12 protein-coding genes and 1 pseudogene are annotated in these 13,703 nt (G+C 71.5%); 4 read left to right on the top strand and 9 right to left on the bottom strand.

The features are described 5' to 3' along the window. Positions 1–18 precede the first annotated feature (18 nt). Both OG933_RS23750 and OG933_RS23745 read left to right on the top strand, forming a co-directional pair. Positions 19–2,121: a pectinesterase family protein gene (locus OG933_RS23750; RefSeq protein ID WP_362528669.1), complete on the top strand. Its 2,103-nt coding sequence runs from the start codon at positions 19–21 to the stop codon at positions 2,119–2,121. Positions 2,122–2,168: 47 nt separating this feature from the next. Then, the gene (locus tag OG933_RS23745; protein ID WP_405628830.1) at positions 2,169–2,960 is read left to right on the top strand and encodes a response regulator transcription factor; all 792 of its coding nucleotides are present in this window, start codon (positions 2,169–2,171) and stop codon (positions 2,958–2,960) included. A 35-nt stretch (positions 2,961–2,995) separates the two neighbouring features. On the opposite strand, the gene OG933_RS23740 is transcribed toward OG933_RS23745, so the two are convergent. The 4 genes from OG933_RS23740 to OG933_RS23725 all read right to left on the bottom strand — a co-directional run bounded on the left by OG933_RS23740 (position 2,996) and on the right by OG933_RS23725 (position 7,300). Further along, positions 2,996–4,789, bottom strand: a complete 1,794-nt coding sequence (locus OG933_RS23740; protein WP_362528675.1) for an ABC transporter ATP-binding protein — start codon at positions 4,787–4,789, stop codon at positions 2,996–2,998. Between the two features lie 89 nt (positions 4,790–4,878). Further along, positions 4,879–5,013, bottom strand: a complete 135-nt coding sequence (locus OG933_RS23735; protein ID WP_199920330.1) for a hypothetical protein — start codon at positions 5,011–5,013, stop codon at positions 4,879–4,881. Positions 5,014–5,113: 100 nt separating this feature from the next. Next, positions 5,114–5,248, bottom strand: coding sequence for a hypothetical protein (locus OG933_RS23730; protein ID WP_362265987.1), 135 nt, complete (start codon positions 5,246–5,248; stop codon positions 5,114–5,116). 249 nt (positions 5,249–5,497) lie between these two features. Further along, complete coding sequence (locus OG933_RS23725) at positions 5,498–7,300, bottom strand: bifunctional metallophosphatase/5'-nucleotidase (protein ID WP_362528679.1); 1,803 nt, start codon at positions 7,298–7,300, stop codon at positions 5,498–5,500. A 249-nt stretch (positions 7,301–7,549) separates the two neighbouring features. On the opposite strand from OG933_RS23725, the gene mshD reads away from it, so the two are divergent. Beyond that, positions 7,550–8,476 (top strand): mycothiol synthase, encoded by a 927-nt coding sequence (gene mshD / locus OG933_RS23720; RefSeq protein WP_142264981.1) that lies wholly within the window; start codon positions 7,550–7,552, stop codon positions 8,474–8,476. On the opposite strand, the gene OG933_RS23715 is transcribed toward mshD, so the two are convergent. From OG933_RS23715 to OG933_RS23695, 5 genes are all read right to left on the bottom strand, one after another. Beyond that, positions 8,436–9,158, bottom strand: a complete 723-nt coding sequence (locus OG933_RS23715) for an ABC transporter (protein WP_362528685.1) — start codon at positions 9,156–9,158, stop codon at positions 8,436–8,438. The two genes, mshD and OG933_RS23715, sit on opposite strands and share 41 nt — an antisense overlap. Continuing rightward, on the bottom strand, positions 9,146–10,699 hold the full coding sequence (locus OG933_RS23710; RefSeq protein WP_405628828.1) for an ABC transporter permease: 1,554 nt from the start codon (positions 10,697–10,699) through the stop codon (positions 9,146–9,148). The genes OG933_RS23715 and OG933_RS23710 overlap by 13 nt, the downstream gene beginning before the upstream one ends. Next, positions 10,696–11,574 carry an ABC transporter ATP-binding protein gene (locus tag OG933_RS23705; protein WP_362528691.1) on the bottom strand — a complete coding sequence of 293 codons (879 nt, stop codon included), beginning with the start codon at positions 11,572–11,574 and terminating at the stop codon, positions 10,696–10,698. The genes OG933_RS23710 and OG933_RS23705 overlap by 4 nt, the downstream gene beginning before the upstream one ends. A 67-nt stretch (positions 11,575–11,641) precedes the next feature. Continuing rightward, a complete protein-coding gene (locus OG933_RS23700) occupies positions 11,642–12,484 on the bottom strand; it encodes a zf-HC2 domain-containing protein (RefSeq protein ID WP_362265999.1) in 843 nt (280 codons plus the stop codon). A 67-nt stretch (positions 12,485–12,551) separates the two neighbouring features. Beyond that, positions 12,552–13,103: an RNA polymerase sigma factor gene (locus OG933_RS23695; protein WP_362266001.1), complete on the bottom strand. Its 552-nt coding sequence runs from the start codon at positions 13,101–13,103 to the stop codon at positions 12,552–12,554. Between the two features lie 121 nt (positions 13,104–13,224). Between OG933_RS23695 and OG933_RS23690 the strand changes: the two are divergent. Next, positions 13,225–13,593: pseudogene (locus OG933_RS23690) on the top strand (GntR family transcriptional regulator); the annotation flags it as partial. Between the last annotated feature and the right edge of the window lie 110 nt (positions 13,594–13,703).

The raw sequence follows: 13,703 nt of genomic DNA, 5'->3' as shown, positions 1-13,703 counted from the left end.
CACGGAACGGATGGTCGCATGAGCGCGCACCGAAGCAGCGGCACCAGCAGGCCCCGACACCGCAGGCGCAGCACCGCCCTCGCGTTCGGCATCCCCCTCGTCCTCACCGCCGCCGGCACCCTGGCCTACGGCGCCGACCTCGGGCTCCTCGGCGCGGACGCGCAGGCGAAGGCCGCTGCGGCGACCGCCGCCACGCCCGCCTGGGCGACCGCCACCGCCGACGGCTTCGCCTCCGTCGACGCCCTGGGCCAGAACGGTACGTACGGCGGCCGGGACGGCAGGACCGTCACCGTGAAGACGCTCGCCGACCTCGAGAAGTACGCGACCGCCGCCGAGCCGTACGTCATCGTCGTCGCCGCGACGATCACCATGGACCCGGTCGGGAAAGAGATCAAGGTCCAGTCGGACAAGACGATCGTGGGGTCCGGGACCGCCGGGCACATCGTCGGCGGCGGCTTCTTCCTCGGCCAGGGCGTCCACAACGTGATCATCCGTAACCTGACGATCCGGGACGCCTACCAGGGCGTCTGGAACGACAAGGAGCACGACTACGACGGCATCCAGATGGACGGCGCGCATCACGTCTGGATCGACCACAACGACATCCGGCACATGGCCGACGGGCTCATCGACAGCCGCAAGGACACGACCTACCTGACGGTGTCCTGGAACAAGCTGAGCCAGGAGAACAAGGCGTTCGGCATCGGCTGGACCGACAACGTCACCGCCGACATCACGATCCACCACAACTGGATCCGCGAGACCGAGCAGCGCAACCCGTCCACGGACAACGTCGCCCACGCGCACCTGTACAACAACTTCCTGGAGGACGTGGCGGGGACGGACATCAAGTCCTCGTACGGCAACTACTCGCGCGGCGGGACGAACATGGTCCTGGAGAACTCCTACTTCCAGGGCCTGACCAACCCCGTCGTCCGGGACGCCGGCGCCACCCTCGTCCAGCGCGGCAACGTCTTCTCCGGCACGACCGGCAAGAACGAGAGCGGCGGCACGGGCGCGGCCTGGGACCCGAAGACGTACTACGCGTACACCCTCGACAAGGCGGCCGACGTGCCGGCGCTGCTCAAGTCGGGCGCGGGCCCGCGCAGTTCCATCGGCACCTCCGCGAGTACGACGACGACGGCCACCACGAAGGCGGCGGCCGCCACCACGCTCACCGTCGCCAAGGACGGCAGCGGGCAGTACACGACCGTGCAGGCCGCCGTGAACGCCGTGCCGGCGAACAACCCCGCGCGGGTCGTGATCGCCGTCAAGCCGGGCACGTACCGCGAGCTGGTCAAGGTCCCGTCCAACAAGCCGCACGTCACCATCCAGGGCACCGGCGGCAGCCGCAAGGACACCACGATCGTCTACGACAACGCGTCCGGTACGCCGAAGCCCGACGGTTCCGGCACGTACGGCACCGGCGGCAGCGCGACCGTCGCCGTCGACGGCGACGACTTCCAGGCCCGTAACCTGACCATCTCCAACGACTTCGACGAGGCCGCCCACCAGGACATCGCCAACCAGGCGGTCGCTCTGCGCACCTCCGCCGACAAGGTGTTCCTCGACAGCGTCATCGTCAGCGGCGACCAGGACACCCTGCTGGTGGACACCGCGGCCAAGGAGAAGCTGGGCCGCGTCTACCTCACCAACTCCTACGTCATCGGCAACACCGACTTCATCTTCGGCCGAGCCACCGCGGTGATCGACAAGTCCGTCATCACCCTGAAGAAGCGCTGGAACGGCACCTCGGCCGGCTATGTCACGGCCCCCAGCACGGCCGCCGGCCGCAAGGGCATCCTGATCGCCAACTCCACGGTCAACGGTGACGTCGCCGACCGCAGTTTCTACCTCGGCCGCCCCTGGCACGCGGGCGGGGACGCGACCCTGGACCCGCAGACCACCGTCCGCAACACCGCCCTGAGCGCCGCCATCAGGACCACGCCGTGGACCGACATGAGCGGCTTCTCCTGGAAGGACGACCGGTTCGCGGAGTACAAGAACACCGGCGCGGGCTCGGGCGCAGCGAGTTCCGACCGTCCCCTGCTGACCGACGCCCAGGCCGCCGCCCAGGAGGTCGCGGACTGGCTGGGCGACTGGACCCCCACGGCCTCCTGACATCCCTCTGCCAGCTCCACCACAGCCCCTCGCTCCACCGTGAGGGAATGGTGATACGAACGGTGAAGGGGACGGCGGGGGCGGCGGCGGGCGGGGGAACGGCAGGGCGAGCGGGTACGGCGGGGAGGATACTGCTGGCCGACGACGACGCGGACATCCGCGAGGGACTCGGCCGGCTGCTCCGCTTCGAGGGCTACGAGACCGTCCTCGCCGGAGACGGACGGCTCGCCCTCGATCTCGCCCTCGACCTCGTCGGAGCACCCGGCAACGCCCCCGACCTGGTCCTGATGGACGTCACCATGCCCGGCCTGGACGGTCTGGCCGCGACCCGGCGGATCCGGGCCTCCGGCTCCACCGTCCCGATCCTGATGATCACCGGCCGGGACGCGGTGGGCGACCGTATCGTCGCCCTCGACAACGGCGCGGACGACTATCTGATGAAGCCGTTCGCCGCGGAGGAGTTGCTGGCCCGGGTACGCGCCCTGCTGCGCCGGGGCACCCGACGGGCCTCCCCGCCCGCGCCCGCCGGAGCCGCCTCCACCCGGCTGACCTTCCACGACATCGTCATGGACCTGTCCTCCCACACGGTCACCCGCGCCGCCCGTCCGCTCGACCTCACCCCCACCGAGTACTCCCTCCTGGAGTACTTCCTCCGCCATCCGACGAAGGTCCTCAGCCGCGCCCGGATCCACAAGGACGTCTGGGGCTTCGACTTCGAGCCGACGTCCAACACGCTCGACGTGTACGTCATGTACCTGCGGCGCAAGCTGGAGCAGTACGGCGAACCCCGGCTGATCCAGACGGCACGGGGGCTGGGGTACATGCTGCGGGTGGGGTGACTGCGGGTGGGGTGACTCGGACACCCGGCGCTGCTTCAGAGGCGCAGCACCAGCGTGTCGTCGGTGAGCCGCTTGCGTGCCGTGCTCTCCCCGGCCGGCTCCGACCAGGGTTCGACCAGCCTGGTGTAGGCCGCGCAGCGGGTCATCAGCTCGTCGTGCGTGCCCGCGTCCAGCAGCCGCCCCTCGTCCACGACCAGGATGCGGTCGGCGTCGCGGGCGAGGCTCAGATCGTGAGTGATCATGATCGTGGTGCGGCCCGACATGAGGCGGCGCAGCGGCTGGACGATCTGCCGGGCGGCCACCGAGTCGAGGCCGGCGGTGGGTTCGTCGAGGACGAGGACCGGGGCCGCGCGGAGCATCGCGCGGGCGATGGCGACGCGCTGGAGCTGGCCGCCGGAGAGGGCCGCGGTGCCGGGGGCGATGTGGGTGTCGTAGCCGTCGGGGAGGGCGGCGATGAACTCGTGGGCGGCGGCCGACCTGGCCGCTCGCTCGATCTCCGGGTCCGTGGCGCCCGGACGGCCGCACGCGATGTTCTCCCGGATCGTGCCGTTGAGGACGAGGGTCTGCTGGGGAAGCAGCGCCGTGTTCTCGCGGACGAACTCCAGCGGGACGTCCGTGAGCGGGACCCCGTCCAGGCGGACGACGCCCTCGTCGGGATCGTAGAAGCGGGTGAGGAGTTTGGAGAGGGTGGACTTGCCGGCCCCGCTCGCGCCCGTGACCAGGACGAGTTCGCCGGGGCTCACGGTGAAGGTCACGTCCCGCAGTGACGCGCGGGCCGCGTCGGGGTAGCGGAACGAGACGCCGTGCAGGCTGACCCGGCCCTGGACCGGCCAGGCGGGGACGGGGACGTCCGGGTCCTTCACCGACGGCTGTGCGTCCAGGAGTTCCGCGATGCGTTCCGCGCCCGCCGTGGCCGCGGTGACCGTCAGGCCGAGCTGGCCGAGGTTGCGGACCGGCGGATAGAGGTAGCCGATGAACGCGGCGAAGGCGAGCAGGGCGCCGAGGGTCATCCGGCCGGCCGAGATCTCCCAGACGCCCAGGCCGATCACCGACAGGACGCAGAGGGTCTCGACCACCTCGACGAACTGCTCGTACATCTCGCTCAGCCGCGCCCCGCGCACACTGGCCCGCATCCATGCGCGGGCCTCCTTGTCGAGGCGCCGCTCCTCGTCGCGGCGGCGGTTGTACGCCTGGGTCAGCACGATGTTGCCCAGCGACTCCTCCACCACCGAGGTGATCGCGCCGTCGGCGACGCGTTCGTCCTGTGAGGCCTGCTTGATCCGGCCGGAGAAGCGGCGGGCGGCGAGCAGGAAGAGCGGGGCGAGGACGAAGGTGGCGAGGGCCAGGTCCCAGCGCAGCCACAGGGCCGCCGCCGCGTAGAAGACCGCGGAGAAGGCCGCGGAGATCGTGCCGACCACGCCCGACACGACCAGTTGTTCGATGGCCTCCACGTCTCCCGTCAGGCGTTCCACCAGGTCACCGCGGCGGTGTCGCTGGAAGAAGTGGGGCGGGAGGTCCTGGACATGCCCGAAGACGTTCGCGCGCAGCCGGAGGACGAACCGTTCCGCCGTCCAGGTCGCGAGCGAGTTGCCCAGGTAGCCGACGAGTGCGCCCACCGCGGCGACGCCCAGCCAGGCTCCGGCCGGCCCCCAGAAGGCGGAGAGCGAGCCGGCCTCGAGGGCGTTGTCGGTGAGTTCGGCGAACAGCAGGATGGAGGCCGTCTCGGCGAGCGCGGACACCACCACGCACCCCACGATCACCAGCATCCATCTGCGGTCACCGCGGGTCAGCGGCCAGAAGCGGCGGAAGGCCTCACGGGCTTCCCTCATGTCAGCAACTCCCTCGACTACGTGTACGGCAGGCACGGCCGAGGCGGGGTCACCGGCTCGCACCGGTGACCCCGCCTCGTGGCGTGCCGTCAGCCCTTGTGCGCGACCGGGCGGCGCTTCGGCGTGACCTTCTTCGCGGCCTTCTTCTTGGCGACGGGCTTCGGGGCCGGGGCGGCAGCGGTCTTGCGGGCCTTCTTGACGGGGGTGATCTTGTGGAAGCTCATGGGAATTACCTCTCCATTTATCAGGTGCTGAATATGCTGGTTTTATGCGTGGCTTATTTGTCGCGGATTTGCAACAGTGTCGACCGAGGTGACTGCGACATCAGCCCTTATGGGAGACCGGGCGGCGCTTCGGGGCGACCTTCTTCGCGGCCTTCTTCTTGGCGACGGGCTTCGGGGCCGGGGCGGCAGCGGTCTTGCGGGCCTTCTTGACGGGGGTGATCTTGTGGAAGCTCATGGCGTTCTCCGTTCGCTCTGTTCGCTTACTTCGCTTTCGCGTCGTTCGCTTTCGACATGGAAAACACTACGGGACGACGGAAGAAGAAAAAGCCAATTCCGCTGAGACCTCGATGAATTGCGGCTGAGACGAGTTTTCAGGCGACAACGGGAACCAACCGAGAACTCACACAGGTTTTAATACGAAGAGGCGGCCCCGTCGGTGACGGGGCCGCCTCGTGAACCGCTGTGCTTGCGGGTCGCTCGTGGGTTACTGCACGATCGCGATCCGGTTCGCCGTCGGCGGGGCGATCGGGCCCGTGGCCGAGGAGTTGGCGAGCAGGTACTGCTCCAGGGCGGTCAGGTCGTCGGCGCCGACGAGGTCGTTCGCGCCCTGGCCCAGCGTGGTGAAGCCGTCGCCGCCGCCCGCGAGGAAGCTGTTCGTGGAGACGCGGTAGGTGGCGGCCGGGTCGATCGCCGCGCCGTTCAGCTTGATGGAGTCCGTGACGACACGGTCGGCGCCGCTCTTCGTCAGGTCCAGCGTGTACGTCAGGTTGGCGGACGGCTGAAGGATCTTCGGCGCGCTCGCGTTCGTCCCGCTCACCTGCTCCTTGAGGACCTGGATCAGCTGGGCGCCGGTGAAGTCCTGGAGGTTCACGGTGTTGGAGAACGGCTGGACGGTGAAGCCCTCGGCGTAGGTCACCACGCCGTCGCCCTCACTGCCCTTGGCCGCGTAGGTGAGGCCCGCCCGGACACCGCCCGGGTTCATCAGCGCGAGGTCCGTCTCCGGGTCGAGCCCCTTGCCGTACCAGAGCTGGGCGTCCGCGATCAGGTCGCCCATCGGGGACTCGGTGCCCGTGCTGGGGACGTCCGCGGAGATGTAGCCGATCGCCCGGTTGCCGACGGGGGCCGCCAGGGTGTTCCACTTGGTGATCAGCTCGGTCATGTCGGGCGCCTTGGCGACGGTCCGGGTGACCACGTGGTTCGCCGACTTGACCGCCGTACGCGCGATGTCACCGGTGAAGCGGTCGTACGTCAGCGTGGTGTCCGTGTACAGCCGGCCGAAGGACGCGGCCGAGGTGACCGTGCGCGGCTTGCCCGACGGGTCCGGGATCGTGCACGCGTACGCGGCGTGCGTGTGACCCGTCACCAGCGCGTCCACCGCCGGCGTGATGTTCTTCGCGATGTCGACGATCGGGCCGGAGATGCCGGCGCCCGCGCCCGGGGAGTCACAGTTGTAGTTGTAGGAGCCCGAGGCCGGCAGCCCGCCCTCGTGGATCAGCGCCACGATCGACTTCACGCCCTGCTTCTGCAGCACCTTGGCGTACTTGTTGATCGTCTCGACCTCGTCCTTGAACTTCAGGCCCTTGACGCCCTCGGCGGACACCACACCGGGGGTGTCCTCCAGCGTCACGCCGATGAAGCCGATCTTGACGTCCTTCTTCTTCCAGACGAAGTACGGCTCGAGGATCGGCTTGCCGCTCTTCTCGGACAGCACGTTGGCCGCCAGGTACGGGAAGTCGGCCCCCTTGAACCGCTTGTCCGTGTAGCAGCCGGCCGTCGGGTGGCAGCCGCCGTTCTGCAGCCGGGCCAGCTCCTTGGCACCCTCGTCGAACTCGTGGTTGCCGACCGACGTGACATCCAGGTCGAGCTTGTTCAGCGCCTCGATGGTGGGCTCGTCGTGGAACAGACCCGAGATCAGCGGGGAGGCGCCGACCATGTCGCCGCCGGCCGCGGTGACCGAGTACGTGTTGCCCTTGCGGGCCTCGCGCAGATGCGTGGCGAGGTACTCCACACCGCCCGCGTCGATCGTCTTCGTCGTGCCGTCCGCCTGGAGTTCCGTGACCCGGCCGGAGGAGCCGGACGGGGGCTCGAGGTTGCCGTGCAGGTCGTTGAAGGACAGCAGCTGCACGTCCTGGTAGCGGCTCGGCAGCGGCTTGGAGTGCTTGGTGTCATGGGCGTCCGCCGGAAGCGCGGCGGCCATGGCACCGGCGGTGGCGAGACCCGCGGCGGCCGCGAGAAGACGGTACGTACGACGTCTGCCGTTCGGATGCGGCTGGGAAGTGGCTGGCATGCGCCCCCCTGAGGTGTCTGCCTGTGGTGTCTGCGTCCCCCGGGCCCGACCGGCCCTGAGAGACGTATGAGGAAGTGGCCCCGTCCGGCGCAGCCTAGGGTCAACGCGCGTAGCGCGACAGGGGGTTCTTGGTTACATCCTGGTTTCCCTTTGTCCTGCGCTTACCCTCTGCTTTGCCTTTCCGGACCGCAGCCTTCCGCCTCTCCCCTTGCCGCCACTTTGTGCGTCCCGCCCCTTACCCTCGTACGCATGACCAGCGACGACATCGCACGGATCCCCGGCTCCCGATCCATCGAGACCCACTCCGAGCTCTCCCCCGAACAGACCGAGGCCGTCCTCGAACTGCTCGCGGAGGCCGCCCGGACGGACGGCCAGCAGGCGGTGTCCGAACAGGGCCGCCTCCAGCTGCGCGGAGGCGCCCGCGAAGGCGTCTCCCACCTGGTCCTCAACCTCGGCGACGAACTCGTGGGCTACGCCCAGCTGGAGGACACCGATCCGGTCGAGGCACCCGCCGCCGAACTGGTCGTCCACCCCTCGCACCGCGGCCACGGACACGGCCGCGCGCTCGGCTCCGCCCTGCTCGCCGCCTCCGGCAAGCGGCTTCGGGTGTGGGCCCACGGCGGTCACTCCGCGGCCCGGCACCTCGCCCAGGTCCTCGGCCTCTCCCTGTTCCGCGAACTGCGCCAGATGCGGCGGCCGTTGACCGACCTCGAGCTGCCCGATCCGGTGCTGCCCGAGGGCGTGACCGTCCGCGCCTTCGTCCCCGGGAAGGACGACTCCGCCTGGCTCGCCGTCAACGCCGCCTCCTTCGCCCACCATCCCGAGCAGGGCTCCCTCACCCAGCGCGACCTCGACGCCCGCAGGTCCGAGCCCTGGTTCGACCCCGCCGGCTTCTTCCTCGCCTTCGACGGCGAGCGGCTGGTCGGCTTCCACTGGACGAAGGTGCACGCCGAGGAGCAGCTCGGAGAGGTGTACGTCCTCGGGGTCGCCCCCGGCGCGCAGGGCGGTGGCCTCGGCAAGTCCCTCACCACGATCGGCCTGCGGCATCTCGCGGCGCAGGGCCTGCCGACGGCGATGCTGTACGTCGACGCCGACAACAAGGCCGCGGTGTCGGTGTACGAGCGGCTGGGGTTCATCACCCACGAGACGGACCTGATGTACCGGACGGAGACCTGAGCCGCCCGGACCCGTGTCCGCGGGGTCGTCCCCGCAGCGGCTCCGGCGTCCACAGCACGCTCAGCGTGACCGTCGCCCCCAGCACCACCGCCCATCTCACCTGCGTCGCCGCCCAGTAGGGGTCCTGGGACGTGCCCAGCAGGCCCCACCGGTTCGGGACCAGTACCGCCACCGCGGCCGCCGTCCCCAGCCAGACCGCCGTGCTCCTGCCCACCTCCGCCGTCTGGGTGAAGCGGACGGCGATCGTCGCGAGGGCGAGGGCGGCACAGGCCGTCCCCGCGGCCTCGAGCGTGGCCGGGCCGAGCGCGGGGCGGGTCGGGGCCGGGGTCAGGAGCAGAACCGCCGCCCACCACAGGGCCGCCAGGGGCGCGACGAAGGCCAGCCGCAGCACGGTTCGCCGCGGGCGGCCCACCGGTGTCGTCGCCGTGGTGTTGCGGGCCGGGTCGTCCAGCAGGAAGGCCAGGCCCAGTGCGCCGGTGAGGGCGGTGAGCCGCAGGACCAGCCGCCCCAGTTCGGCGTCCGGAGCGTGGTCCGGCAGCCGGGTGGTGCCCGCGAGCAGCAGGCCCAGCCCGCCGGCCGTGGTCAGCGCCCGCCGGGGAAGGCCGCGCCACACCGGCGGCACCAGGGGCCGCAGCAGGTCCGCCGGGAGCCCTCTCGACGCTGTCTGCGCTACTCCCCGCACTGGTCCGCCTCCTTCGGCACCTCGACGCCCAGCAGCTTCGCGGCCTGGGCGGTCGTCGTCCGCGCGGACGTCAGTTCCGTCCAGTGGGCCTTGACCCGGGCCGTCATCTCGGCACGCGGCCGGTCCAGCAGTTCCCGGATCACCGTCGTCTGCGGGCCCGACAGGCTCAGCCCGTTCGTCGGGGCCAGGACCACGCCCGAGCCGATGGTCCTGTCGTCCAGCCGCACGTTCCGGAAGGTGGCCGTCGGGTTGGGGTCCTGGCCCAGGACCAGCCACATGATGGTCACCGCGCGGGCGTCGCACATGGGCTCGGTCGTCACGTCCTCCGAGCCTCCCACCAGGACCGTGGCGACACCGACCGCGAACTCGGGGACGCGGTTGCCGCCCCAGCGGGTACCGACCGTCACCTCGCCGGGAGTGGTGGAGGGTTCCAGGGCGCCGTCCGTCTCCACTCCGCCGTCCGTGTAGATGCGCTGGCGGACCGTCAGCCCGCCCTCCGCCGCCGTGCCGCCGGCCCCGGACCTGACGCGGTCCACGACCTCGGCCCAGTCGTCCCGCACACCGGCCCACTCGGGGAACGAGCAGTACGCCGAGCCGCCGCGCGTCGTGCAGGACTGGACCTTCGCCGGGGAGTCGGACGCCGTCCTGCGCGCCGCGTCCAGAGCCGACGTGTCCCCCGGGAACTGGCCGATCACACCGGCCGCGGTGGCCGCGAGGGCGAGCGCGGTCGCCGCCTTGACGGCCCGGGTACGGCCACCGGCGACCAGCAGGGCCACGCAGGCCAGCACGGCGCACAGGCCCGTCACGTACAGGGCGTGCCAGCCGGCCGGACGGCCCAGCAGGTCGGAGGGGACCGGATCGCCGCCGCTGGACGAGAAGAACTGGATCGGGTCGAGCCAGCCCACCCACTCCTGGCGGACGTCGATGAGTCCGGAGACCAGGACGCCGAGCACGTACACGGCGATGACGAACAGTATGGGCACGAAGGAGGAGGGCAGCAGACGGGCCAGCAGCACGCCCGTGACGCCTGCCAGCAGGACGCTCAGGGGGCCGACGGCCAGCTCCCCGAAGGAGCCGTGGCCGATCGCGCCGGGCTTGAGCGCCTCCCGGGTGTACTCGGCCGCGACGGCGAGCGCGGTGAGCCCCGCGTAGGGGATCACGGAGAGCACATGGGCGAGGGTGCGCCGCCAGGGCTCCATGGTCAGAACCCCGAACTGCTGCACCGTGCCGTGCTTGCGCGAGCGCAGCGCGGCCGCGTTGGCGCAGATGAACAGGGCGAGGGCGAACAGCAGCGGAGTCGCCTGGGTGCGGCGGTCGACCGTGTTGAGGACGGGGAAGTCGTCCATGCCGTCCTTGCTCATCAGCCGCAGGGCGATGAGGACGACGTACAGGGCGAAGAAGAACAGCACCGGGATCTGCTGGAGCAGTTCGCGGGTCTCGAAGCGGGCGAGGGCGAGGACGGCCTTGGCGCGGTGGCCCTCGCGCGGCGGCTCGGTGAGCGGGGCGGCGGGTTCCGTGATCGTCGGGGTCGTGGTGCTCACGCGGTCACCTCCGCGCTCTCGCCGTCGAGGGTGAGCAGGTAGCCGTCCTCCAGGGTGGGTTCGAGGAGTTCGGCGCCGGTCGGCGGATCGCCGATGTTGCGGAAGCTTCCGGTGCCGGTGCGCCAGCCCGCCAGGGCGTTCGGATCGCGTTCCGTGCTGCTCCAGACCCGGCCGGCCGCGCGGGCCGTCAGGGCGGCCGGGGTGCCCTCGAAGTGGACGCGGCCCTGGGCCAGCACCACGACCCGGTGGCAGAGCATCGCCACGTCCTCCGTCTGGTGGGTGGACAGCAGTACGGTGCGGCCCTCGCCGGCCTGGGCGATCAACTCACGGAAGCGCATGCGCTGTTCGGGGTCGAGGCCGACCGTCGGCTCGTCCAGCACCAGGAAGCCGGGCTCGCCGACGAGCGCGGCGGCCAGGGCGACGCGCTGCCGCATGCCGCCGGACAGCCGCTTGATGCGCGTACCGCGCACCTCCGAGAGGTCGACGGCCTCCAGCACGCGCCGTACCTCGCGCAGCCGGGCGCCGCGGTCGGTCAGCTCCTTCAGGATGGCCACGTAGTCGACGAACTCGAAGGCCGTGAACTCCGGGTGGAAGCCGGGGGTCTGGGGCAGATAGCCGAGCGTGCGGCGCAGGGCGAGCCGGCCGGCCGCGGTGCCGGGGTCGTGCCCGAGGGCCGTGAACGCGCCCCCGTCGGGTGGCACGGCCGTGGCCAGCACCCGCAACAGGGTGGTCTTGCCGGCGCCGTTGGGACCGAGCAGCCCGGTGACCCCGCGAGTCAGCCGCAGCGAGACCCCGTCGAGGGCACGGGTACCGCCGAAGCGCAGCGAGAGGTCGGTGGCCGTCAGGGTGGCGGGGCCGGTGGAAGCGGTGGTCATGCGAAGCTCCTGGAAGTCCGGTGGGCGGGCGGGGCCGGGGCGGGGGCCGTGGTCGCGGCAGCCCGCGTCACCCGGTGCCCCCGTCCGGGAAGCCGCCCAGCGGGCGGGCGTCGAAGCGGTCACGGGCCTGGTAGAGCAGGAGAGCGGCGAGTGCCGCCACGGCCGCCGCGGCCGACTGGCCGGCCACCGTGAACGGGGCGAGCGTGTCGTGGGCGTGCACCTGGCTCTTCGCCACCACCAGCAGCGACACCCACGCGCCGCCGACCAGGGCGGGCGCGACGACCGGACCCAGCCGGGCGGTCAGCGCGAGTCCCGTCGCGGTGAGGGCGAGCGCGGGCAGCAGCCAGGCCAGGGCCAGCAGCCCGTACCCCGGCAGCGCCAGCGTCGCCAGGCCGTTGAACGCCAGGCCCGCGGTGAGCACCGCGACCGTGCGGATCATCAGCAGCCGGAAGCCGTGCAACGGGGCGACGACGGCCATCTCGTACGTCGGGTCCAGGGACGGGCCGTACGACAGGGCGACCCCGGCGAGCGGGAGCAGCGGGGCGAGCGCGAGGAACAGCGCGGGCTGGTCCGCCACACGCACCGCCAGCACCGTCACGACCAGCAGGAACAGCACCGACAGGAGCCAGGAGCGGCGCAGTACCGGGGTCGCCGTCAGCAGCCGCGCGGTGTGGTCGGCCACGCCGAGCCGCACCAGCAGCCGTTCGAGCAGGCCCTGCCGCGGCGCGTCCAGCTCGGCGTCCAGCCGCTCCCAGCCGGCGTCCAGCGCGACGGGGTCGGTGGTCTCCGCGAGCCGGGCCCGGCACTGCGCGCACCCGGTGAGGTGGGTGTCGGCGGACCACAGCAGCGGCGGCGCCAACTCGCCGTGCGCGTACGCCCGCAGGTCTTCTTCAGCCACATGCCACGTCATGCCACGACCTCCCTCGACTGTCCGTCGCCCGCGCGTCCGCGCGAGTCGGTTCCGCACACGTGCCGCCTCATGCCAGCGCCTCCCGCAGTTGCTTGCGGGCACGCTGGGCCCGCGTCTTGACGGTGCCGGGCGGGATGCCGAGCAGAACGGCCGCCTCCCGGGTGGTGAGCCCGTCGATGACGGTCGCCTGGAGGACGGCCCGCAGCTCCGGCGAGAGGCGGGTGAGGGCCCCGGCGAGGTCCCCGTGCTCCACCCCCGCGAGCACGCGTTCCTCCGCCGAGGCCTCGTCGCGGTGGCGCAGCCGGTACAGCGCCTGACGCAGTCGGCCGCGCGCCCCGTCCCCGCGCACGGCGTCGACGAGCCGCCGCGAGCCGATGCGCCACAGCCAGCCGGCGGCGTCGTCGGAGTAGCCCTCCTGGCGGTGGCGGGCGGTGCCGCGCCACACCGCGAGGAAGGTCTCCTGCACGACGTCGTCGACTATCCCGGCGTCCGCGCAGCGGCCGCGCAGGCGCGCGGTCAGCCAGGGTGCGTACCGCCGGTACAGCTCCTCGAAGGCGTGACGGTCCCGGTCTGCCGCGATGGCCCGCAGCAGCTCCCCGTCGCTTCTCGTTTCGCTCACATCCCCTCATCGGACGGGCCCCGCCCATCGGTTCACGGTTCGCCGCACGATTTTTTCTTGACTTCGGGCACCACCTTCCACCACCCTTTCACTACTCAATTAGTGAAAGGGTGGTTGTCCAGTGGTCGAATACCGCATCGACCGGCACAGCGGCGTGGCCACCTACGTCCAGATCGTCCAGCAGACGAAGCAGGCCCTGCGCCTGGGCGTGCTGCGGGCCGGCGACAAGCTGCCCACGGCCCGCGAGGTCGTCGAGGCGACAGCCATCAACCCGAACACCGTGCTGAAGGCGTACCGCGAGCTGGAGCGGGACGGGCTGGTGGAGGCCCGGCGCGGCGTCGGCACCTTCGTGCGGCGCGGGCTGAACACCACCCCGGCCGACTCGCCCCTGCGCGCGGAGCTGGACGCCTGGGCCGTCCGGGCCCGGGAGGCCGCACTGGACCGCGACGACGTGGCCGCGCTCTTCACCGCCGTACTCGACGAGCACTTCGCCGTGCCGGACCCGAACGGCCGAACCGACCGGCACAGCCGAACCGACCGGCCCGACGGGCCCGTCCGGCACAGCCGAACCGACATGCACGACCGGCACGACCGGCACGA

Source organism: Streptomyces sp. NBC_00016 (assembly GCF_045040885.1).
Taxonomy (GTDB): Bacteria; Actinomycetota; Actinomycetes; order Streptomycetales; family Streptomycetaceae; genus Streptomyces; species Streptomyces coriariae.
The sequence above is the reverse complement of the archived record's forward strand: the minus strand, read 5'-3'. Positions and strand labels throughout refer to the sequence as shown.

Excerpts from the sequence above, each read along its gene's own strand:
- OG933_RS23750 (WP_362528669.1), top strand. The coding sequence starts at position 19 with ATGAGCGCGCACCGAAGCAGCGGCACCAGCAGGCCCCGACACCGCAGG.
- OG933_RS23745 (WP_405628830.1), top strand. The coding sequence starts at position 2,169 with ATGGTGATACGAACGGTGAAGGGGACGGCGGGGGCGGCGGCGGGCGGG.
- OG933_RS23740 (WP_362528675.1), bottom strand. The coding sequence starts at position 4,789 with ATGAGGGAAGCCCGTGAGGCCTTCCGCCGCTTCTGGCCGCTGACCCGC.
- OG933_RS23735 (WP_199920330.1), bottom strand. The coding sequence starts at position 5,013 with ATGAGCTTCCACAAGATCACCCCCGTCAAGAAGGCCCGCAAGACCGCT.
- OG933_RS23730 (WP_362265987.1), bottom strand. The coding sequence starts at position 5,248 with ATGAGCTTCCACAAGATCACCCCCGTCAAGAAGGCCCGCAAGACCGCT.
- OG933_RS23725 (WP_362528679.1), bottom strand. The coding sequence starts at position 7,300 with ATGCCAGCCACTTCCCAGCCGCATCCGAACGGCAGACGTCGTACGTAC.
- mshD (WP_142264981.1), top strand. The coding sequence starts at position 7,550 with ATGACCAGCGACGACATCGCACGGATCCCCGGCTCCCGATCCATCGAG.
- OG933_RS23705 (WP_362528691.1), bottom strand. The coding sequence starts at position 11,574 with ATGACCACCGCTTCCACCGGCCCCGCCACCCTGACGGCCACCGACCTC.
- OG933_RS23700 (WP_362265999.1), bottom strand. The coding sequence starts at position 12,484 with ATGACGTGGCATGTGGCTGAAGAAGACCTGCGGGCGTACGCGCACGGC.